This is a genomic window from Peribacillus sp. YIM B13472, from assembly GCF_042788005.1.
Classification (GTDB): domain Bacteria; phylum Bacillota; class Bacilli; order Bacillales; family DSM-1321; genus Peribacillus; species Peribacillus simplex_E.
In genome coordinates this window covers 24,190-46,920 of record NZ_JBHZPG010000014.1, presented here as the reverse complement: position 1 = coordinate 46,920, position 22,731 = coordinate 24,190, and the positions used below count along the sequence as shown (strand labels likewise).

At 40.5% G+C, this 22,731-nt stretch carries 22 protein-coding genes and 1 riboswitch; of the genes, 19 read left to right on the top strand and 3 right to left on the bottom strand.

The window, feature by feature from the left end; translation table 11 throughout:
- Positions 1-13 precede the first annotated feature (13 nt).
- From ACFX4I_RS12905 to ACFX4I_RS12885, 5 genes are all read left to right on the top strand, one after another.
- Positions 14-145 (top strand): paeninodin family lasso peptide, encoded by a 132-nt coding sequence (locus ACFX4I_RS12905; RefSeq protein ID WP_141489635.1) that lies wholly within the window; start codon positions 14-16, stop codon positions 143-145.
- A gap of 127 nt (positions 146-272) precedes the next feature.
- On the top strand, positions 273-1,208 hold the full coding sequence (locus tag ACFX4I_RS12900) for an HPr kinase/phosphorylase (protein WP_377421060.1): 936 nt from the start codon (positions 273-275) through the stop codon (positions 1,206-1,208).
- Positions 1,205-1,489 (top strand): lasso peptide biosynthesis PqqD family chaperone, encoded by a 285-nt coding sequence (locus tag ACFX4I_RS12895; protein WP_377421058.1) that lies wholly within the window; start codon positions 1,205-1,207, stop codon positions 1,487-1,489. Before ACFX4I_RS12900 ends, ACFX4I_RS12895 begins: the two co-directional genes overlap by 4 nt.
- 31 nt (positions 1,490-1,520) lie before the next feature.
- Entirely contained in the window at positions 1,521-2,003 is a 483-nt protein-coding gene (locus tag ACFX4I_RS12890; protein ID WP_377421056.1) for a lasso peptide biosynthesis B2 protein, read from the top strand.
- A gap of 223 nt (positions 2,004-2,226) precedes the next feature.
- Positions 2,227-4,026, top strand: coding sequence for an ABC transporter ATP-binding protein (locus tag ACFX4I_RS12885; protein WP_377421054.1), 1,800 nt, complete (start codon positions 2,227-2,229; stop codon positions 4,024-4,026).
- 1,128 nt (positions 4,027-5,154) lie between these two features.
- Here ACFX4I_RS12885 and purF read toward each other — a convergent pair.
- A complete protein-coding gene (gene purF, locus ACFX4I_RS12880; protein WP_377421052.1) occupies positions 5,155-6,525 on the bottom strand; it encodes an amidophosphoribosyltransferase in 1,371 nt (456 codons plus the stop codon).
- A gap of 1,023 nt (positions 6,526-7,548) precedes the next feature.
- Positions 7,549-7,632, top strand: a riboswitch (cyclic di-GMP riboswitch).
- A gap of 18 nt (positions 7,633-7,650) precedes the next feature.
- On the opposite strand from purF, the gene ACFX4I_RS12875 reads away from it, so the two are divergent.
- The 4 genes from ACFX4I_RS12875 (at position 7,651) to ACFX4I_RS12860 (ending at position 8,948) form a co-directional block, all read left to right on the top strand.
- Positions 7,651-7,755, top strand: a complete 105-nt coding sequence (locus ACFX4I_RS12875; RefSeq protein WP_230155129.1) for an anti-repressor SinI family protein — start codon at positions 7,651-7,653, stop codon at positions 7,753-7,755.
- 489 nt (positions 7,756-8,244) lie between these two features.
- Positions 8,245-8,382: a hypothetical protein gene (locus ACFX4I_RS12870; protein WP_179890977.1), complete on the top strand. Its 138-nt coding sequence runs from the start codon at positions 8,245-8,247 to the stop codon at positions 8,380-8,382.
- A gap of 273 nt (positions 8,383-8,655) precedes the next feature.
- A complete protein-coding gene (locus ACFX4I_RS12865) occupies positions 8,656-8,787 on the top strand; it encodes a YwzD family small protein (protein ID WP_309518703.1) in 132 nt (43 codons plus the stop codon).
- A gap of 65 nt (positions 8,788-8,852) precedes the next feature.
- Positions 8,853-8,948, top strand: a complete 96-nt coding sequence (locus ACFX4I_RS12860) for a VanZ family protein (RefSeq protein ID WP_377421128.1) — start codon at positions 8,853-8,855, stop codon at positions 8,946-8,948.
- Positions 8,949-9,897: 949 nt separating this feature from the next.
- On the opposite strand, the gene tagU is transcribed toward ACFX4I_RS12860, so the two are convergent.
- The gene (gene tagU, locus ACFX4I_RS12855; RefSeq protein ID WP_377421050.1) at positions 9,898-10,827 is read right to left on the bottom strand and encodes a polyisoprenyl-teichoic acid--peptidoglycan teichoic acid transferase TagU; all 930 of its coding nucleotides are present in this window, start codon (positions 10,825-10,827) and stop codon (positions 9,898-9,900) included.
- Positions 10,828-11,245: 418 nt separating this feature from the next.
- Here tagU and ACFX4I_RS12850 point away from each other — a divergent pair, with 418 nt between their 5' ends.
- The 3 genes from ACFX4I_RS12850 (at position 11,246) to ACFX4I_RS12840 (ending at position 12,480) form a co-directional block, all read left to right on the top strand.
- The gene (locus ACFX4I_RS12850; RefSeq protein WP_377421048.1) at positions 11,246-11,419 is read left to right on the top strand and encodes a hypothetical protein; all 174 of its coding nucleotides are present in this window, start codon (positions 11,246-11,248) and stop codon (positions 11,417-11,419) included.
- A 357-nt stretch (positions 11,420-11,776) separates the two neighbouring features.
- Complete coding sequence (locus ACFX4I_RS12845) at positions 11,777-12,022, top strand: hypothetical protein (RefSeq protein ID WP_377421046.1); 246 nt, start codon at positions 11,777-11,779, stop codon at positions 12,020-12,022.
- Positions 12,023-12,138: 116 nt separating this feature from the next.
- Positions 12,139-12,480, top strand: a complete 342-nt coding sequence (locus ACFX4I_RS12840; protein WP_230301247.1) for a hypothetical protein — start codon at positions 12,139-12,141, stop codon at positions 12,478-12,480.
- A gap of 764 nt (positions 12,481-13,244) precedes the next feature.
- Here ACFX4I_RS12840 and ACFX4I_RS12835 read toward each other — a convergent pair.
- Positions 13,245-14,516, bottom strand: a complete 1,272-nt coding sequence (locus ACFX4I_RS12835; protein ID WP_377421044.1) for a replication-associated recombination protein A — start codon at positions 14,514-14,516, stop codon at positions 13,245-13,247.
- Between the two features lie 644 nt (positions 14,517-15,160).
- Between ACFX4I_RS12835 and cymR the strand changes: the two genes are divergently transcribed.
- The 7 genes from cymR to ACFX4I_RS12800 all read left to right on the top strand — a co-directional run bounded on the left by cymR (position 15,161) and on the right by ACFX4I_RS12800 (position 22,587).
- Positions 15,161-15,580, top strand: coding sequence for a cysteine metabolism transcriptional regulator CymR (gene cymR / locus ACFX4I_RS12830; RefSeq protein WP_034308657.1), 420 nt, complete (start codon positions 15,161-15,163; stop codon positions 15,578-15,580).
- Between the two features lie 60 nt (positions 15,581-15,640).
- Positions 15,641-16,786, top strand: a complete 1,146-nt coding sequence (locus tag ACFX4I_RS12825; protein ID WP_377421042.1) for a cysteine desulfurase family protein — start codon at positions 15,641-15,643, stop codon at positions 16,784-16,786.
- 29 nt (positions 16,787-16,815) lie between these two features.
- The gene (gene mnmA / locus ACFX4I_RS12820) at positions 16,816-17,931 is read left to right on the top strand and encodes a tRNA 2-thiouridine(34) synthase MnmA (RefSeq protein ID WP_377421040.1); all 1,116 of its coding nucleotides are present in this window, start codon (positions 16,816-16,818) and stop codon (positions 17,929-17,931) included.
- Between the two features lie 121 nt (positions 17,932-18,052).
- Complete coding sequence (locus ACFX4I_RS12815; RefSeq protein ID WP_230301251.1) at positions 18,053-18,718, top strand: tetratricopeptide repeat protein; 666 nt, start codon at positions 18,053-18,055, stop codon at positions 18,716-18,718.
- A 36-nt stretch (positions 18,719-18,754) separates the two neighbouring features.
- Entirely contained in the window at positions 18,755-21,160 is a 2,406-nt protein-coding gene (gene recD2 / locus ACFX4I_RS12810) for an SF1B family DNA helicase RecD2 (RefSeq protein WP_377421038.1), read from the top strand.
- Positions 21,161-21,250: 90 nt separating this feature from the next.
- Positions 21,251-21,817 (top strand): LemA family protein, encoded by a 567-nt coding sequence (locus ACFX4I_RS12805; protein WP_098369726.1) that lies wholly within the window; start codon positions 21,251-21,253, stop codon positions 21,815-21,817.
- Positions 21,817-22,587 (top strand): TPM domain-containing protein, encoded by a 771-nt coding sequence (locus ACFX4I_RS12800; RefSeq protein ID WP_283931955.1) that lies wholly within the window; start codon positions 21,817-21,819, stop codon positions 22,585-22,587. The genes ACFX4I_RS12805 and ACFX4I_RS12800 overlap by 1 nt, the downstream gene beginning before the upstream one ends.
- Positions 22,588-22,731 lie beyond the last annotated feature (144 nt).

Here is a 22,731-nt window from a genome sequence, read left to right as displayed (position 1 = left end):
GGAGGTGAATACTATGAAAAAGGAATGGAAAAAACCTGAATTGGAAGTTCTTGATGTTAATCAAACAATGCTTGGAACAGATGGTGATTACACAGATGCTGCTTTTCCAGCAGGCACACCTAAAGGTGATATAACTTTTAGTTAAGCTTTTTATACGCTACCAAGTCTGTTAGGATTCCCCTAAGCCCCTATTTATCCAGATAATAGGGGTATGACTTATACATTAGAACTAGTCTAATTAAGAGACGTTATTTATGTGCGGGGGTATTTATATGATCGGTATCAAAACAAGGACTGTTTATGAAGCTTATGGTTTAACCGTTACAAGTGATATAGCTTTACCTGAATTGCTTCCTATTAATATAGAGAATGATAAAGCTGATATTGTCATTGAAAGAGCTGATCTCCATGCTTTATGGTCTGAGCATTCAGTTCCTGATGATGATTTTGTCATTAAGAAAGACTGGATCATGTTCCATGTTTCAAAGACGGCCATATTCTTGATCCAAAGCGGAAATAGAATAGAATTTTGTCCAATTGATGCGGCACAAGAGGATGAGATTCGTCTTTATATCCTCGGAACATGCATGGGAGCCATTTTGATGCAAAGAAAAATCCTTCCTATACACGGAAGTGCGGTAGCTATAGATGGAAAGGCATATGCAATCGTTGGTGATTCTGGCGCTGGGAAATCCACTCTTGCTTCAGCTTTTTTAAAAAGGGGCTATAAGCTCATGAGTGATGATGTCATACCAGTAACACTAAATGATGAAAATATACCCATTGTAACACCTTCGTATCCACAACAAAAATTATGGCTGGAAAGTTTAAATCATTTTGAAATGGATTCAAATAACTATCAGCCACTCATTGTTAGAGAAGATAAATTCGCTGTTCCGGTTCAAGATCAGTTTACTACCGAACAACTCCCGCTTGCAGGTGTATTTGAATTGATCAAGGGAGAAAATGACGAGATAGATATTAAGCCTATACCATCTCTTCAAAGATTTTATAAATTGTATCATCATACATACCGTAATTTTTTTATCCAAAAATCTGGATTGATGGATTGGCATTTTAATACTTCATCCAAAATGATTAAGAAAATCGGGTTTTTCCAATTACGTAGACCAACGAATCGCTTCACGGCGCCAGACTTATCGGAAATTATTTTACATGTATTAAAAAATGGGGGAAAGAGTTCATGATTACTAATCAACTTGATACGAAATATAGCCAAAGTCCAGGAAACATAGTAAGTGATATGGATGGGGAAAAGGTCATGTTAAGCGTTGCTAACGGTAAATATTATAATTTAGGTGAACTGGGCGGGGAAATATGGGAGTTAATGAAGGAGCCTATCACGATTCAAGAGTTAGTTACAACATTACAGTCACAATACAATGTCGACCAAATCGATTGTCAGTCACATGTCACTGACTTTTTAAGTCAATTGTTAGAACAAGGCTTAGTTAGCATCCATTCCTAGTATCATGAATCTTAGTCTAGGAGGCTAAACAATGAATATCGCAAAGAAAGCTCAGACTTTTCTTCGATTAAATTTCAAGACAAAGCTGCTGTATATCGAGGCCTTTTTACATTTAGGCAGGGCCCGTTATCTTAAAAGCATTTCCTTTTCAAAAGTTGCCCCAACACTTGGTGAACAGATGAAAGAGTCATCATATGAATTGATTGCCGCTGATAAAGAGATTTTAGCAAATGTATCGCGAGCTATAAATATTATGAGCCGCTACACCATATGGGAAAGCCAGTGTCTTGTGAAGGCAATGGCGGCTATGAAGATGCTGGAAAAACGAAAGATTGATAGCACTCTTTATTTAGGTACAGCCAAAGATGAGAATGGAGGGCTCATTGCACATGCTTGGCTGCGCAGTGGACCTTTTTATATAACCGGAGCTGAAGTGATGGATAGGTTCACTGTTGTTTCTAAGTTCTCTAAAGAGAACGTGGTTAGGGGTCTGAAAGAACAAGAATCTAGTTAATCTGAAAACAGTCTATTTGAACCAAATAAACCCTCCAAGGTTTATCCAGGAGTCCACGCGTCACCACCCCACCCTACTATCTTCATTGTGAAAAATAATCTTAGAAAAGTGGATACCCGATACCTTTCCTTCCATTTTCGCGCTTTTACCACATAACAATATGGCATCACCGGTAACATGGAGGAAAACGATTAAATATGGGCTCCGAATGGAGGATATGGTTATGAAGCATCTGTTACTTTTTACAAAACGAATACATGACTATTCGGGAAAAACATTATATATCAATCTTGTTTGTATGATTTTGATAGGTTTTTTAGAAAGTGTGGGAATTTTCTTATTGATCCCATTGATTGGATTGACCGGTGTAATGGATATAAAAACGGATGAAGTGCCTTTCATAAGCTGGGTTAATGAATTATTCTTGGGAATTCCGGAAACGCTAAGCCTTTTATTAATACTTGGAGTGTATGTGATATTAATGGTGGGACAAAGTGTATTTAAGCGGAATCAAACAATTTTGGGAGTGAAAATCCAACAAGGTTTTGTTAGAAAGTTAAGGGATGAGGCGTATGGAAGTCTGCTGCAAGTCAATTGGGGGTTCTACTTAAAAAAGAGGAAATCCGATATTATCAACATCATGACTAATGAAACCTTCAATGTAAGTGCAGGGATAAATTTATTTTTACAGTTTATATCCTCCCTTATTTTTACTTTCATTCAAATCGGTATAGCTTTTTATTTATCTGTTCCAATGACGAGTTTTATAATAGCCTTTGGGTTCATTCTCATTTTTTCGTCACGGAAATTTGTGAAAAAGTCTCAGTCTATTGGGAAGGAAACCTTTCAGCTAACACAAACCTATTTAGCGGGCATGACTGATCACCTTAACGGAATGAAAGATATCAAAAGTAATTCCCTAGAGGAATCTCATTTGAATTGGTTTCTGTCTTTAAGTGAGAGAATGGAAAAAAACAGAATCAAGTTAACGACTTTAAATACTACTTCCCAAATGATCTTCAAAATTGTATCTTCAGTTTTAATTGCCATTTTTGTATTTTTTTCGATAAAGATGTTCATGGCCCAGCCAGCACAATTAATGCTGATCACGGTTATTTTTTCGAGGTTATGGCCAAGGTTTACTAGCATTCAATCTAATTTAGAGCAAATAGGATCTACGCTACCATCTTTTAAAGCATTGTCGGATTTACAAAACGAATGTAGAGCTGAAAGAGAGTTATATGAATCCGATTATAAAAATATCAAGCCTATTGAAATTGAACAAGGGTTGGATTGCCGTAATGTTTATTTTAGTTATGATCAAAATGAGAGCACCTATGCCCTTAAAAATATAAATGTACACATACCATCTAACCGTATGACGGCCATTGTAGGACGATCGGGGGCCGGAAAAAGTACTTTAATAGATATATTAATGGGGTTGAATCAACCTGATCGTGGCGAAGTGCGAATAGATGATATTGCCCTTACTAATGACCGACTATTATCACTGCGGCGGTCCATAAGTTATATCCCGCAAGATCCATTTCTCTTTAATGCAACTATAAGGGAAAATTTGCTGATCATAGACCCTGATGCAAGTGATGAATCCATATGGGAGTCTTTGGAGTTCGCGGCAGCTGCTGATTTTGTCAGTAAGCTTTCTCAAGGTTTGGATACACTCATCGGCGATCGGGGTGTCCGACTATCGGGAGGAGAGAGGCAGCGTCTAGTGTTAGCCAGAGCGATTTTACGTAAACCGGCCATCCTGGTTTTGGATGAAGCGACAAGTGCATTGGATACGGAGAACGAAGCGAAGATCCAAGCCGCTATCGAAAGATTAAAAGGAACCATGACCATTATTGTTATTGCTCATCGGTTATCGACGATTCGCAATGCCGATCAAGTGTTGGTCATGGATCAGGGAGAAATCATACAGGTCGGTGAATATAACCAATTAGCTAATGAAAAAAGAGGAATATTTAGCAATTTATTAGGAATTCAAATAGAATCAAGTGTGTGATTCTCTAATTAAAGCCGATTTGCTGACCTTTCTTTTAACATTGAGTAGATACTATATAAAAATCGGATTAATTAATATTATAATGAATAAATGGTATATCCGGAATTGTAATAAAGAACGAAAGGTTCGTTGAATGTTATGAAGTAACAAGCTTATTTCTTATGAATAGTTCTAATATCAGGATTATATGACATTACAATGCATAGTTAGAAAAGAATAGAAATAAAAAAATGAATCTCTAATATGTCGATTAATCAATCAAATATTGGGTATTATTAAATATAATTAAAGAAAGAGAAACTATTAAAAGCTATGAATCCTATCTAGAGAGCGGTTGCTCTATTGACTGGGTTAATTAAGAAAGGGTGAATTTTTTTTAAATGCCTTTATACCAAATGAGAGAAATATGGACACCCTTAAAATTAGTTGGAGTTAAGTTTTTTAAATCCGATGATAATAGTATTTTTATCAAGGTTTTTAACCAACATCGAAGAAGGTTAAAGTAATATGTTTTGATATCAATGGAAATATAAGAATAAGTGTACATGGGGAAGGCTGTTATTCAGCCTTTTTTTATGAACTGTTTTCTAATCAACCACAAACTTGTTTCTATTCCCTTTGTTTAAATCGAATTAATTGGCGTGTTAAAACAGGAACAAGGTCACAATAATAAAAAATCATAAAATGAGTGATATTTTATAATAAATAAACCCAGCAATTTTGTGAGGGGACTATTGTGGAGAACATTATTCAGTTTACCATTGTGGTTGTCATTTTTCGGTTGGATCAAAATTATAATGAATTTTATAAGTTAAGAAATTAAAGACTCGGTAAAAAGATACACTCATTGGTAGAAAGCCAGCTCGTGTACTAGCCCAAGGGATTTTACATAAACCATCGATCCTTGTTCTAGATGAAACAACAAGTGCCCGAGGAACTCTAAGGAACCATGACCATTATTGTCATTGCTCATCGGTTATAGACGATTCGTAATGCGGATCAGTATTGGTTTGGATTAGGCTTAAGAAGCATAAATCCAAGGTTTAATAGTAGAAAATGGCAGGCATCACACAAAGACAGTTGTTTTTGTGTGGTGCCTGCCATTTTTATCCTACTTAAGCTGTAACTTCAAATATTAGTTGGGTATGCACCACTAAAACAGGCTATACAGCGACTGCTAGTGTCTCCAAGATCCACATCTACTGCCTCTAATAACCCATCGGTGCTTAAAAAGGCTAAGGAATCTGCCCCGATAACCTGTCCCATAGCTCGTTCGTGTTCGTGTTTGTTGGCAAATAGTTCTTCCTTAGTCGGCATATCCACTCCATAAAAACAAGGGTTTCTAACCATAGGTGAACTAATTCTTACATGGACTTCCTTGGCACCTGCTTGCCGAATCAATTCGACAATGCGCTTGCTTGTTGTTCCCCTAACAATCGAATCATCGACTAATACCACCCTTTTTCCTTCCAAAATTTCTTGCACAGCGCTTAATTTCAGTCGAACAGCTAAGTCGCGCAATTCTTGTGTGGGCTCAATAAATGAACGACCAGCATAAGGGTTTTTAATAATCCCCATTTCATATGGAATTCCTGATTGTTGGGAAAAACCAATGGCGGCAGGGACGCTTGATTCGGGAACGGCAACGACAACATCTGCTTGTGTCGGATGTTCTTTTGACAGAATTTTACCTAATTCCTTCCGGATTGTTAAGACACTTCTTCCTTGAATAACGCTATCCGGACGGGCAAAATAGACAAATTCAAAGGAACAAAGGGAAACCTTGCCTTTTTCCGCAAATCTTCCAGTTTGAATTCCATTTTCATCTATAAGAAGCCATTCACCCGGTTCAACTTCCCGCCAGAACTTAGCATCAACCGCATTTAAAGCGCATGTTTCTGAGGAGGCGATGATTGATTCGCCAATTTTTCCAAGGCTGAGCGGACGTAACCCATGACGATCCAGGGCAATTAGCATTTGTTTTTCAGTCATTATAATCAAGGCAAATGAACCGTCGATACGTTTGAGCATATCAGGTGCGCTTTCTGCGAAATGCTTTTTACTTGAACGAGCTATTAAGTGAGCAATAATTTCAGTATCGGTAGTTGTTTGAAATATGCTTCCCTGCTGTTGTAACACATCCCGTTCTATCCTTGCATTTACGAGGTTGCCATTATGAGCAACAGCCAAGTCCCCCTCGATATATTTAAAAACGAGGGGTTGTGCGTTTTGCAGTAAACTTTCACCAGAAGTCGAATATCGTACATGACCAATGGCCATATTTCCGCTTAATCCATCAAGGATGTCCCGGGAAAATACTTGGGTAACTAATCCCATCCCCCTGTGATTCCTGAATGATTTCCCATCACTAGCCACAATTCCTGCACTCTCCTGACCACGGTGTTGAAGTGCATGAAGTCCGTAATAAGTTAATTCGGCTGCTTTGGGGTGATTAAATACTCCAAATACCCCGCATTTCTCTTGCATTTCTGAATCCATTTTTCTCTTCCTCTCATTGATATCCTTTTTGTTATTTTTGGCAAAAGGTGAATTTCTATCCTTTTTATTTATTAATCGGTTAATGGATATGGATTAAGCAAATTGCAGCCATAAACAGTTCTATGGAACAGATAGGGATAATTGCTTAGCATCAATGAATAAAACCTTGCTATAAAAGACATTTGGGTATAATGGAATATTTTGAATGTAAGTAATTTGTATGATTTATAGTAAACTATATAGTAAAGAACAGATATTAATTTATAAGAACTAGCCCATTATAAAAATAGTGAATAATACAATTAATATTTTTGCCGATTTGACGATACTTTAATATGAAGATCAAGCAAAGGGACTTCGCAGAAAGCGCTATCAGATAGCTGCCATCAAAATGTAAGGAGAATATTTGATGACAAAAAACAAATTTATTACGTTCGAGGAAGCTTATGAAAAGAAAGAAAGAAGTAAGAAAATGTTTATTGGGTCTTATATTACTATTATTTTAATCTTGATTTCATTATTGACTTTTTTTCTTGGTAAATTATAACGGGAGTTTATCAAACAGGGTTGAGAAATCAGTCCTTTTTTGTGTTAAGAAGGAAGTTCACGAACAGTCAGGTTACAGCCATAGTATGGTTTGTAATACTGGCTTTTTTTCTTAGGAGAAATATTTAAAAACTGAATTAATAGTTCAAAAAAATATTTTTGTGAAATAGCAAATTCGAACTTATTTATGTTATTATAAATCTACTTTTAATAAAAGAGTTGTAAAGAAAGCGTACTATATCAGTGTTTTTCCATTACAATGTCACTTTTTGATGAATGATGTTGAAAAATGACATAAAAAAACGAATAGTATTATGAGCTATTATTACGTTTTTAAGTATAATTAACATTAATATAGTTTTAATTATGGGTGAATTTTTTGAGGGCATGATGGTTTACTTAGCACCATGGAACTAGGGAATCGAAAGACTTTTTCAAGGGATTTATTAATCTTGGAGAATAATTAATGTGAAATATTCTTGAGAAAGGCAAACCTATTGAAAAGTAGGGACGCAAAATTACAGGTCTAAGGCTAAATGCTAAGACGGCTGTGTTACCACAAGTAGGGTGGGATTTATCATGGAAGCTAACAATGAACGGGAAGAATGGGTTTATCTAATTTCAGAGGCTAAAAGTTTAGGATTATCTATTGAAGAAGTGCGGGAGTTCATAAAAGGAAAATGAAAAATTATCTTAGGGAAGGCTGATATACAGTCTTCTTTTTTTATTTTCATTACACGAAATTACCGTATAGGTATCTAGAATAAAGAACATGGGGACAATAATAAAAATACAACCTAATTGAGAGGGATTTTTATTATGGATGTACTTAATGCTTTTATGAAGGGGTTAATATGGGGAACTTTATTCAGTGTACCGTTATGGTTGTCATTTTTCGGTTGGATAAAAATAATCATGAATTTTATAAAGTAAGCGCTTAATTAAAATTTTACCTAGGCAGGATTTAACATGATAATCATAGAATTTAGTTAATGTACATAATGCGTTAGTCGCAACCTACTACATATGTAAGAAATATAGCCTATAAAAAAATAGTTATTTATACTTAAATATTTTTGGTAATGTGCCGATACTACATATAGAGCTAAAGCAAAGGGACTTCGCAAAAAGCGATGTCAGATAGCTGCCATCAAAATAGAAGGAGATTATTTGATGACAAAAAACAAATTCATTACGTTCGAGGAAGTTTATGAAAAGAAACAAAGAAACAAGAAAATTTTTATTGGGACTTATATCGCTATTACTTTAGTATTAATTTCATTAATGACTTATTTTATGGGGCAAGCATAATATGTATTATCAAAGGGGCTGAGGAATCGCTCCTTTTTTGTTTTCTTATATCCACACGTATTTACCCAAAACTTTCTAGTATTCATTCCTAAGGGATATTTCAGAAATGTTAAAATTGGGTAAATTTTTGGTTATTAAACTAGTTTCCGCTTGCCAATTCCTACAATATATGTGATTATCAAATAAATGAGCTATATTCCTTATTTTTTAAAAAAGGATTAGGACAACAGTATGAAATGGTGGCTCAATTATATATTGGAGTGGAAATTTCGAATGGATTTTTTTGATATTTTAAAAGACACTTTTGCCAAGGGTGAGTCTGGTCAAGATGTTACTGTAAATGAACTTGTGGAGGAGATTAAGGAGAAATTAAGCGGGATCATTAAAGAACCTGATAGTATATGATCCGTAGTTACTTCGTCCTGGGCTTATTGACGTTGGGTGTTTAGCGCAGTTTTGTAAAGAATTTTATTCTTTCGTTTTCAGGGGCTCTGATATGTGTCCTTTTTTATGCGAGTGCAGACGAAATGCATCAAAAACTAACCGGTGGCAGAACTCCCTTGTGACAGGATGTCATGCTGGACACGTTTGGAGGTTTGCTGGGAATCTTCTGTTTTCTTTTCTTTTATCGATGGAGAGGCGTCATTGAATCTGAAGAACTCAATTCGATACATATAATTTAGGAGCATGTCTACAACATGCTTCTTTTTTATGGTTTTCCCATATATATAAATGAAAGATATTCTATGAGATGGAGGAGAAAAAGTAAGATTCTTTTAGGCGTTTTTTGGCAAGTATTCTCCTGGTGTAGAAGCTTGTATTTTTACAGCATATGGATGTGGAGACCTTTCAGTATGATGTAGGCCGGTTCTTAAGAAAGTGAAGAACTGGGGTCTGGATAAGGGTGGAAGGCAGCATAAATCAGCCTATGAAATACCAGAGTTACACAGGTCTTCAATTCTCGCTATGGGGTGTTTACTTTGGAACATAATTGCTATGTCGTAAAATAAAAAGGCGAATGCTGTTTGTTATGGGATTATCAGTTTGAATAGATTCCTCTCCTTTTTCAGGCTCAGGTTCGTTTTATTGAAAAGGGAGAGGCGATGCTCTCATGTAATGCCGAATAGATTTACTTCTCATGAAACATATTTCATTCTTGAACGATCACTGATGGCTTTCAGAATAAACATTTTGTCCTGTTTGCTTAGCATAGCCCAGCTGCCTGCTTTGATTTTCATTTAAATCCACTCCTTTTGTTTAGGATTATTTATTATAGTTGATGAATGGTGGTTGATGGAATTCCGGGTCCAAAGAATAATGGTGTCTAGTGATGAAAGGGGCAAGGGGAAGATGGAATTGTCAGCTCATATTAGATTATACCGTCTTTTGATGCCTAGTAAACAACAAAAATTCCAACAAATCTCTACAATTGGTGTTCGTTTTTTGTCAGAATATTGGACGGGGAAAATGAAAAAGCTGTCAGGATGCGGGTCCGGACAGCTCTTTCATTTTTTCTTATTTGATGGATAAATGTTCTTTTAATTCGGATTGAACCTTTTCTTTTTCTTCATCCGACACAATATTAAAGTAGACTCCGTCGATTTTAGTTCCATTTCCTGGAATGGTCGCTTGGGTTATGCTTTTGCTTGCGTCCCTGTAGTTCTTTTGGATGTCCATCATGTCATCAAACGTCAAATTCGTCTGGATATTTTTACTTAATGCATCGAATACATCATCGTATTTTGTCAGGGAGGAAAGGCTAGCACCTTCTTTGATGACAGCCTCGATGATGGAACGTTGTCTCGATTGACGGCCATAATCACCATTCGGATCATCATATCTCATTCGCGAATATTTAAGCGCATCTTCTCCATTTAGATTAATGCTTCCCTTTGCGAAATGGACGCCTTCATAAGTGAAGTCCAGATCGTTTTGAACGGTTACGCCGCCGACTGCGTCAACGATATCCTTAAAGCCTTCCATATTGATCTTCATATAATAGTCGATTGGGATATCAAGGAAGTTTTCAACGGTATCCATGGACATTTTCGCGCCGCCGAAGGCAAATGCATGGTTGATTTTATCCTGTGTACCATGACCGACGATCTCGGTCCGTGTATCACGCGGAATGCTTAGCATTTTGACCGATTTCTTTTGTGGATTGACTGTCAAGACGATCATTGTATCTGAACGGCCTTTGTCGCCATCACGTTCATCGACACCAAGCATGAGCATCGAGAATGGCTCCTGATCTGATAGTGCAAGGTCTTTCGTTCGTTTATCCGTGGTACGGTCTATTGGTGTATGCATCGTGTCAACGGTTTTTGTCAGTGAATTCCATACGGAGTAGGCAAAAGCGCCCCCGGCTAATATGAAAAGTAGGACAATTATCCCGACTACCTTCAGCCACGTCCGTTTCTTTTTCTTCTTTTTTTCATGTCTCATATTTTACTTCCTTCCTCATTTTGTAACCACTTCATCTATTATATTTAATTTCATAATAAAAGAATAGTATATTTTACTATTTTATAATACCTTTGACATATTTTGGTGTGCTGATTACTAGTAACTAGAACAAATCTGAGGGGGTAGGAAGTTAGATTCATTAAAAGTTTAATATAATGACTGATTGGGAAATCTACATTTTTTTCGTTGATGGTTGTGTAATTTGGCCTAGTGTTTGTTTTTTTGTTTACATCCGGATATTTAGAGATTGCAAGTCTTTTTAGGTGATTTTTAAACGTTTGAATTATGAAGGGAGATGCAATTGTGGATGTACAATCCCCAGTCTGCAGCGATGTTGCTTGGAAGTAAAATATTGTGACGTCGGTAAGTTTTGTCATTACCATGTTTATGTGTTTTTATGGGGAGTGTTTCAACTCGAAAGGATTCAACGACTGTTTGGGTCACTTCAGTTTATAAGGATGAAGTCATTCTGATTAAGGATGGCGAGATCATCGCAAAGGAAAATGTCGAGGTCCTTCGCGAAAGTAGCGGGAAATCGGTGGACGGTTGGCTTAAGGGACATCATAGCTAATATGAAGGGAAAATAATAAAGTAGCTTCGGAAAAGATTCCGAGGTTATTTTTTTGTTTGCAAGGAGAAAAGTTTTTGAATCTAATGAATTTGACCAGTCAAAATGGATTTGCCGAATTTTTCAAAATGGATGGAGTGTTACTTTAAAATGGGTGATAAGGAAAGTTCCTATTAGAAAGAAGGCGCATATATATGCAGTACGGATATCCCTAAAGAATAAATGAATATCGGAGGCTAAAGAATAAATGAATATCGGGGGCTAAAGAATAAATGGAATATTCAACGGAAAGCTCATCGTACGAAAGTGATTCAGAGGAAAGTTCATCGTACGAATGTGAATCAACGGAGAGCTCAACGTATGAATGTGAATCAGCGGAGAGCTCAACGTACGAATGTGAATCAGCGGAAAGCTCAACGTACGAATATGAATCAACGGAGAGCTCAACGTACGAAAGTGATTCAGCGGAAAGCTCATCGTACGAATGTGAATCAACGGAGAGCTCAACGTACGAAAGTGATTCAGGGGAGAGCTCAACGTACGAAAGTGAATCAACGGAAAGTTCAGAGTACGAGAGTGATTCAACGGAAAGCTAATCAGATTTAACAAATATTTAAATTAGAACGAAGATTTCTTAAAAATGGTTGATAAGGAAAGTCCCTATTAGAAATGCAGTACGGATATCCCTAAAGGATAAATAAATATTGGAGGTTAAAGAATAAATGGAATATATAACTGAAAGTTCAGCGTACGAAAGTGAATCAACGGAAAGCTCATCGAATGAGAGTGAATCAACGGAAAGTTCATCGAACGAGAGTGAATCAACGGAAAGCTCATCGTACGAAAGTGAATCAATGGAAAGCTCATCAGATGAAAGCAGTTCAACGGAAAGCTCATCAGATGAAGGGAGTTCAAATGAAATCCTTTCCGAGGCCGCAGAAGAAACTGAAAATTCAACTGAGGCTGAAGAGAATGGCAGTCCTCGCCGTGTGAATGTATTTAAGAAAATGTGGCTGGAAAATATGATTAAAGCTTCGAAGGGTATCTATAAAGAAGAAGATTGACCACACAGGTACAGCAACTAAAAAGTTGTTGTGCCTTCTTATGAAAAGGGACATGCAGCCAGCAGTCGTAATTGACATATCCTCTTACTGGATACAGGAGTCTAATTTTTCTGCTAAAAGTAAACGGATTGCAGTCTGGTATAATCTGAATTTAAATGCTGTAAAATTATCGGGCAAGAATCATATTTTGAAATGTTGTTTCTGCCCTTGATGAAACCTTAACAGGCCGAGCTGCGTGATTTATTACTAGAGTTGAAAGCGGAAGGGTGACGAAACATGGCAATGGATAAAATTGTGATAAAAGGCGCCAGGGCCAACAATTTAAAGAATCAGATTGCGGACTAATTTCCGGGAAAGATTGGCCAAGCAAGGCGATTCAAAGGGAATTTAGCCTAAGAGTTCCGGTTTCTAAGAAAGACCTAGCCGGAGTGTTTGGCTGACAGTTGTACATACTGCTTGTGGATGATTTGGACACAATGGCTTACTGTTGGGATATAGGTTGTTTTTTACGGTCACCAAATGATAGCTAAATTTATTGGTCAATATAACTAGAACTCTCTGGAAATATTCATCTAGTTGGGATTTTAATAGAAGAAAGTTTCGAAATTATGTTCGAAAAGGAGAAATCTTTAATGTGCCGAAATGATACGGTGAGGCATCTTTAAAAAAGTGAATGCTCAAGGGGAAGCGGTTTTTGTCAACATGAGGGATGTTAAAAGTTTTCATTTTCCAAAAAAAAACTCCGGATCTGAAGTGATCCGAAGTTATTTTTTTTTCTCGATATTTTCATAGACCGAGGCAAGGGCTTGTTCAAATTTCCCGCTCTTTTTCGGTTTGTAATATTTTTTGCTGCGCAGTTTGTCCGGTAAGTATTGTTGCTTCACCCAGCCATTCTCGTAGTCATGCGGATAAAGGTAGCCGATGCCTCGTCCGAGATCTGTGGCCCCTTTGTAATGGGCATCCTTAAGATGATCCGGTACATCTCCGCTATGGCCGCTGCGAATGTCGGAAAGCGCTGCATCAATTGCGACAATGGCCGTGTTTGATTTGGGTGATAGGCATAACTCGATCACTGAGTTGGCAAGTGGAATCCGTGCTTCGGGAAAACCGAGTCGTTCAGCGGCTTCGACTGCAGCGAGGGCCCTGGGACCAGCCTGCGGATTGGCAAGAGCTATGTCTTCGTAAGCGATGACTACCAAGCGGCGGGCAATGCTGACAAGATCACCGGCTTCGACCAAGCGCCCCAAATAATGGAGGGCTGCATTCACATCACTGCCGCGAATTGATTTTTGGAAAGCCGACAGAACATCATAATGGGCGTCTCCATCCTTGTCATGTGAGAAGCTTTTTTTCTGCATGCATTCCTCGGCAATTTGCAGATCTATATGAATGGTTCCGGATTCATCGGGTTCGGTGGAAATGACGGCGAGCTCAAGAGCGTTAAGGGCACTGCGGACATCTCCGTTCGAAGCGGTCGCGAAATGGGTAAGGGCATCAAGGCTGACATCGGTTTTATACGCACCAAGCCCCCGTTCTTCATCATGAAGTGCCCGTTCCAGGGCTTTGGTTATATCATTGGTTTCCAATGATTTGAGCTCGAAAATCTGGCATCTGCTTCGGATGGCCGGGTTGATGGCATGATAGGGGTTGCTGGTCGTTGCACCGATCAAGGTGATCATCCCGTTTTCAAGATAAGGCAATAGGAAATCCTGCTTCGCCTTATCGAGTCGATGAACCTCATCAAGCAGCAGAATCACTTTCCCGGACATCTTAGCCTCGGCTGCCACGATTTCCATATCCTTTTTATTATTGGTCACCGCGTTCAGCGTCCGGAAAGCAAACTTCGTGCTCCCGGCAATCGCACTTGCAATCGATGTCTTGCCAATTCCCGGCGGACCATACAGGATCATGGAAGAAAGCTGTTTGGCTTTCACCATCCTTGCGATAATTTTTCCTTCACCGACCAGATGCTCCTGCCCGATGATCTCATCAATCGACCGAGGCCGCATCCGGAAAGCAAGCGGTTTTATATTCATTGCGCACCTCTCCTTTTTATATAAGGTATCACAACTGATGGGGGAAATGCGCTGATTATGCTGTAAAAGAAGGCGAATTCGTATTATGGCAGTTCCTTTGGGGATTTATATTGTGCTGTAAGGTTGATGAATCGACCTCCCCTTCTATGAGAGAATTTAATAGATAAAACTCTGCCTTTAGTCTGGCCGAAGTGGGCTGGTTTGTAATGGTAGGTTTAAGAAGGTATAGAAATCATGAAGTGCCTAAATGTGAGCATCAAGGGAAATATTCAAATAGGTACGGCATATCCATTTTTTTGTTTACCGCTCCAGGGAAAATGCATGACACTTGTGGCGGAATACTCCGGTTTGGAGGGCGGTAATCGGAATTCTATCATTCTCTAGCGGTTTGGGGATATAAGGAATGTGACCATCGGGAAATAAATTCGATTATCGTTTCATGGCTCTAGTAGAAAGGACCGTTTTGCTATATTTGTTATTTAAATTCTCAAATTAAAAAGCATTCCAATCTTTTCTTTCATTTTTCCTACCTCTCCAATTAGGATAATTTGACAAATGGAGGGCGGGTGAATGCATTTCCGGCGGGAATATGCTATAATTTCAAAAGAATTTAGAAACGGATAAATAATTTGAGGTGTATATGTATGAAGATATCTACTAAAGGCCGTTATGGTTTGACGATCATGATCGAGCTTGCTAAACATTATGGAGAAGGCCCAAAGAGTTTGAAATCGATTGCCCAAACGCATAATCTGTCGGAGCATTATTTGGAGCAGTTGATTGCACCGCTTCGTAATGCGGGGTTGGTGAAGAGTGTCCGCGGTGCGTATGGCGGGTATGTCCTGTCTAAAGATCCTCAGGAGATTACTTCGGGAGATGTCATTCGTGTATTGGAAGGGCCGATTACCCCTGTTGAAGGAATTGAGGATGAGGAGCCGGTGAAGCGCCAGCTTTGGATTCGGATTCGCGATGCCGTGAAGGATGTATTGGATAATACGACGCTTATGGATTTGGCGAGCTACAAGGATACGGGTGAAATCGATTCTTATATGTACTATATTTAAGTGATTAGCAATGCGCCTATTATGTAGGCGCTTGCGTTTTTTAATGGAGGCGACAAAAAAGTGGACAGAATATATTTAGATCATGCTGCGACTTCCCCGATGCATCCGAAGGTGATCGATAGGATGATGACAGTCATGAGCCATGACTTCGGAAATCCGTCGAGCATTCATGCTTTCGGGCGGGAGGCGCGCCATGTTTTGGATGAGGCGCGTTCGAGTATTGCGGCGAGCATCGGTGCGGGGCGGAATGAAATCATTTTCACGAGCGGTGGAACCGAGGCTGATAATACGGCGATCATTGGTGTTGCGAATGCTTATAAAGAAAAAGGAAAGCACATCATTACGACGGAGATTGAGCATCATGCGGTTTTGCATACATGCCAATACCTTGAGAAGTCTGGCTTTGAGGTCACATATTTACCTGTGAATGAAGCGGGGCTTATTTCAATTGCCGATTTAAAGGCGGCATTGCGGGACGACACGATTTTGGTTTCGATCATGTTCGGCAATAATGAGGTTGGAACGATCCAGCCGATTGCTGAAATTGGACAGCTGCTTAAGGGGCATCAGGCCATTTTCCATACGGATGCGGTTCAGGCATATGGTTTGATCTCTATCGACGTTCGTGAGTTGGGTGTGGATTTGCTGAGTGTATCCGCGCATAAAATCAACGGTCCCAAAGGAATCGGCTTTCTTTATATGCGTGAAGGCTTGAAGCTGAATCCGCAATTATATGGCGGGGAACAAGAACGCAAGCGCCGTGCTGGTACGGAGAGTGTGCCGGCCATTGCCGGTTTTTCAGAAGCTGTTTCAATTGCCCAAAGCACGATGGAAAAGAAAAAGGAGCAATACAAGCGATTTAAAGACGTATTGCTTGCCGTCTTTGATGAGGCGGATGTACAATATGAAATTAACGGATCTATGGAACAGTCGCTGCCGCATTTGCTGAATGTCAGTTTTCCGGGTACGAATGTGGAATCGATGCTCGTCAATATGGACTTGGCAGGTGTTGCTGTATCGAGCGGATCCGCTTGTACTGCTGGGTCAATCGATCCTTCGCATGTGCTTGTGGCGATGTTCGGGAAAGATTCGGAGCGGACGAAGAATTCGATTCGTTTCAGCTTCGGTCTGAACAACACGGAAGAGGAAGTAAGGCAGGCAGCTGAAACCACCGTGAAAATCGTTAATAGATTAGTGGGAAGATAATTCTCACTTTAAATAAATGAGGTGACAGAATGAGAAAAGCACCACAGGACACCCGCGTCGTCGTGGGTATGTCAGGAGGCGTGGATTCTTCTGTGTCAGCCCTGCTATTGAAGAATCAAGGCTATGATGTGGTCGGGATTTTCATGAAGAACTGGGATGATACAGATGAAAACGGAGTTTGTACGGCAACGGAAGATTACAATGATGTAATTGCCGTTTGTAATCAAATCGGCATCCCTTATTATGCGGTCAATTTCGAAAAGCAGTATTGGGATAAAGTTTTCACTTATTTCTTGGATGAGTATAAAGCGGGCCGTACCCCGAATCCGGATGTAATGTGCAATAAGGAAATCAAGTTCAAGGCCTTCCTTGAACATGCCGTAAGCCTTGGTGCCGATTATGTGGCTACAGGTCATTACGCACAGGTTGAATACCGGGATGGCGAATACAAAATGCTTCGCGGTGTCGATAATAATAAAGATCAAACGTACTTCTTGAACCAGCTTACTCAAGAACAGTTGGAAAAAGTCATGTTTCCGCTTGGACACATTGATAAGAAGGAAGTCCGTGAAATTGCGAAAGAAGCGGGCCTTGCCACGGCAATGAAAAAAGATTCTACAGGGATCTGTTTTATCGGTGAACGCAATTTCAAAGAGTTTTTAAGCAATTACCTCCCAGCTCAGCCCGGAGATATGGTCACGATGGATGGCAAGGTCATGGGCAAGCATGACGGATTGATGTATTACACCATCGGTCAGCGTCACGGTCTAGGGATTGGCGGCAGCGGCGATCCTTGGTTTGTTGCGGGAAAAGACTTGAAGCGCAATGTTTTATATGTGTGTCAAGGCTTCGATAATGATGTGCTGTATTCCAATTCCCTTCGTGCAGTGAATGTCAGCTGGGTAGCGGAACATATACCGGCTGGTGAATTTACATGTACGGCAAAGTTCAGATACCGTCAAGAGGATAGCGGTGTTCAGGTGAAGGTATTGGAAAATGGTGATGTCGAAGTCATCTTTGACGAGCCAGTCCGCGCGATCACGCCTGGACAAGCAGTCGTATTCTATGATGGTGAAGTGTGCCTTGGCGGCGGTACGATTGATGAAGTATTTAAAAAAGGTGAAAAACTGACTTACGTAGGGTAAAATAAGCATGTCCCCAGCTGTGTTTGCGGTTGGGGACTTCTTTTGGATTGCGGGTGACCGCCTGAATTCGACCACTGGCTTATGCTATACTTTTTAATATAAAAATGGAGTGTGAATGGATATGGATAAGAATCAACAAGGAATTGAATTTATGCAGCAAGGGAAATACGAAGAAGCGGCGAAAGTTTTTAATGAGGCGATCGAGGAAAATCCGAATGAGCCTGTTGCCTACATAAACTTTGGGAATGTATTGACTGCCGTGGGTGAAACGGATAAAGCGGTCAAGTTTTACAAAAAGGCGATTGAGCTGGATGAAAATGCAGCAGCGGCTTACTATTCATTAGGAAACTTATATTATGAATCCGATTCTAAACTAGTCGAAGCGAAGGATATGTTTGAAAAGGCAATCCGTTTGGGACTGGATAACAGCGATGCTTATTTCATGCTTGGATTGACCTTGATGGCGTTAGATCAACCGAAATTGGCGATGCCTTATTTACAGAGAACGGTGGAGCTGAGCCCTGAGGACGTTGATGCGAGATTCCAATATGCGCTTTGTCTTGCCAATGCGGAATTGTATGATGAATTGATCAATCAACTGAATTTAGTTGTGGAACAGGATCCGGGCCATGCGGATGCTTATTATAATTTAGGCGTTGCGTTTGCAGGCTACCGTGAGGATGCGCAAGCAGCGATGGTTTATTTTGATAAGGCTTTGGAAGCACAGCCAGACCATATGCTTGCTGCGCACGGAAAGAAACTGTTGGAAGAAATGAATGCTGAGTAAATAAACGGCATATGCATGGAAAGGTGGGGAGAAGCGTTGAGCCAGCAAGATTCGTTGGATTTGTTTTCAGAAGAGAAAATGTTCATGAAAGGAAGTCATTTAGTGACGATCTTTCATAATGAAGAAAACATGTACTCGGTTGTAAGAATTCGCGTACATGAAACGAATCTGAATTATGAAGAGAAGGAAGCGGTCGTAACAGGTTATTTTCCAAGGATGCATGAGGATGAGATCTATATTTTTTATGGGGCCATGAAGGAACATCCGCGTTTTGGCCTTCAATACCATGTAGAGCATTTTCGCAAGGATCTGCCCCAATCCAAGGAAGGAATCGTCAGTTATTTATCGGGTGACCTTTTCAAGGGCATTGGAAAAAAAACAGCCGAGAGCATTGTTGAGACACTGGGTGAAAAGGCAATTTCCAAAATTCTGGCTCAGCCTTCGTTACTTGATGATATCCCGAAGCTATCCGGGGAAAAGGCAAAGGGCTTCTATGATACATTAGTCGAGCATCAAGGTCTGGAGCAGGTAATGATCGCCCTGAATCAATATGGCTTCGGTCCGCAGCTGTCGATGAAAATATATCAAATGTATAAGCAGGATACGATTACGATGGTTCAGGGAAATCCGTATAAGCTCGTTGAGGATATTGAAGGGATTGGTTTTGGACGGGCGGATGAGCTTGGGCATCAGCTGGGCATTTCCGGCAGCCATCCCGATCGAATTAAGGCTGCGTGCTTGTATACTCTTGAATCACAATGCCTTCAGGACGGAAATATCTACATAGAAGCCGAGCAGCTTTTGGAAGCGGTCAAACGTCTGCTGGAGGAAAATAAACGGGATCGCATTGAGTTCACGAACATTTCCTCGGAAATAATCGAATTGACGGAAGAGGGGAAAATCGTTGTCGAGGATCAACGAATTTATCCGCCTTCACTTTACTATTCTGAAAAGGGAATTGTTACGAGCATCAAGCGGCTGCTCACACAAACCGAGTATGAAGACCAGTTCCCGGAATCGGAATTTTTACTGGCCCTTGGGAAGCTGGAAGAGCGTCTAAATGTTTCTTATGCCTCAGCTCAAAAAGAGGCGATACAAACAGCCCTGCAGTCGCCCATGTTGATCTTGACGGGGGGGCCTGGTACTGGGAAGACGACTGTCATCAAAGGCATCGTTGAGCTATATGCAGAGCTGCATGGTGTATCCATGGACATTAATGATTATAAAAAAGAGGGAAGCGATCCATTTCCATTCGTTCTTGCGGCTCCTACTGGCCGTGCAGCGAAACGCATGGCCGAATCGACTGGACTCCCCGCTGTTACGATCCACCGTTTGCTTGGGTGGAACGGGAGTGAAGGCTTTTCCCATGATGAGGATAATCAGTTGGATGGCCGGATCGTGATCATCGATGAGGTTTCCATGGTGGATACATGGCTGGCCAATCAATTGTTTAAGGCCTTGCCGGAAAGTGTCCAAGTGATATTGGTTGGTGATGAAGATCAGCTGCCATCTGTCGGACCTGGGCAGGTTTTAAAGGATTTGCTTGCGTCGAATTGTGTGCCTACTGTCAGTCTGGAACATATTTATCGTCAAGCTGATGGCTCATCAATCATTGAATTAGCCCATGATATCAAAAAAGGAAGGCTTCCGGATGATGTGACGAAGCAGCAAGAAGATCGATCGTTCATTCGCTGCCAGACCGGGCAAATCCCCCAAGTGATCGAGAAAGTGGTTGCCAATGCCAGGACGAAGGGTTTCACGGCCAAGGATATACAGGTGCTGGCTCCCATGTATAGAGGGCCTGCCGGGATTGATTCACTGAATAAAATGCTTCAGGAAGTGTTCAATAGCAATGCGGATGAAAAGCGGCGGGAAATTAAATTCGGAGACGTGATATACAGAACGGGAGATAAGGTGCTTCAATTGGTGAACCAGCCAGAGGAGGGTGTCTTTAATGGCGATATGGGTGAAATCGTGTCCATATTGTTCGCTAAAGAAAATACCGATCATGTCGATAAAGTAATCATTTCGTTCGAAGGCATCGAAGTGACTTACACGAAACAGGACTTGAACCAGATTACACATGCCTATTGCTGCTCCATCCATAAGTCGCAGGGAAGCGAATTCCCCATTGTCATTTTACCTGTAGTGAAAAGCTATTATCGGATGCTCCGCCGTAATTTATTGTATACGGCGATTACCCGCAGTAAAAATTTCTTGATCCTTTGCGGTGAAGAAGATGCATTCCGTTTAGGGATCGAGCGAAATGATGAGATGCGCCGGAAAACGACTTTGCGTGAAAAGCTGCAAGAGGTTTTGAGTGAAGAAGAAATACCGGTGGTAAAGGAAGAGGTACAACAACAATCAAGTTATCTTGATATTCTCATGCATGCTGATCCGATGATCGGGATGGAGAATGTCACGCCATATGATTTTATGTAGCTGGTTCTATTTGATGAATGTTGTTTAAAATCCATAGTTTTGGTGGAACTATAGAATATAACTTATATGTGAAAGAGTAGGGGGAATTAGATGAAAAAAGGTTGGATAATAGGGATAGTCGTAGTCGTTTTACTTGTCATTTTTGGTGCATCTTCGTACAACGGCCTTGTAAGTGCCAGTGAAGACGTCGACAATAAATGGTCACAGGTGGATAACCAATTAAAACGGAGAGCGGATTTGATTCCGAATCTTGTCGAAACGGTTAAGGGTTATGCTTCCCATGAAACGGAAGCCATTAAAGCAGTGAGCGATGCACGTTCGAAGCTGGCGGGTGCCAATTCGACTGAAGATGCGATTGCAGCCGATCAACAATTGAGCGGGGCGTTGAGCCGGCTTTTGGTGGTTGTCGAGAACTATCCGGATTTAAAGGCCAATGAGAACTTCAAGGGTCTCATGGATAGTTTGGAAGGAACGGAAAATCGGCTCACGGTAGCACGAAAAGACTATAATGATGAAGTTACCAACTATAATAAGATGATTAAACGCTTTCCGAAGAATATGATGGCAGGAGCGTTCGGGTTTGATGCCAAACCATATTTTGAAGTGACCGATCAAGAAAAAGAAACGCCAAAGGTTGATTTCGGGAGCGATAAATAATGAAAAAACTCGCTGTGTTTGCGCTATTCTTCATTCTCACGTTCAGTTTAGCAAACGTGGCCGCAGCACAACCTAACATTCCTGAACCAGTTGGGGATATATATGTTCAGGACTTTGCCGGAGTCCTGAGTGAACAGGAAAAATCCGAACTCATCGAACTTGGGAAACGATTGGATGATGCCACAAAGGCACAAATTTCCGTTTTGACGGTTGATTCGATGGAAGGATCCGAAATCGAGGATTACTCGGTCGAGGCATTGAGATCATTCAAGCTTGGGGATGCCGAGCTGAACAATGGAGTCCTCATTGTGCTGGCCATGGAAGAACAGAAAATCCGTATTGAAGTGGGGTACGGTTTGGAAGGGGCCATTACCGATATAAAATCTGGACAGATTTTGGATGATGTGGCTATCCCTGCGCTGAAAGAGGGTAAATATGATCTTGCCCTGACGGAAACCTATAAGGCCGTATATAACGATGTCACGAAAGAATACAACCTAGGTGACGAGTTTTATCAAGATCTCTCCGTTCAGCCCGAGTCAGAAACCTTTCAGCCATCAGGTCTACAGATTTTCCTGATCATCATCGTTGTCATCATCGTATTCATCCTGGATGCCAAGTTCTTTAAAGGATTTTTCCTTCAAACGCTAATCAATATCCTTTTGATATTCATCAGTCGCGGCGGCGGCGGCCGTGGAGGCGGAAGCGGCGGTCCACGGGGCGGCGGCGGAGGAAGTTCCGGTGGCGGAGGTGCCAGCAGAGGATGGTAAAGCAGTGGGTCTGACCGGGAAACCGGTCTTTTTTTTATGCATGGTCCCTGTATTTTAAGGAAGTTGGACCAACAATGGAAAACCTTTCAGCACATCTATTTTCAGTAGTAAAGAGATAATAAAAATGTTCGGAAAGGCGGGATG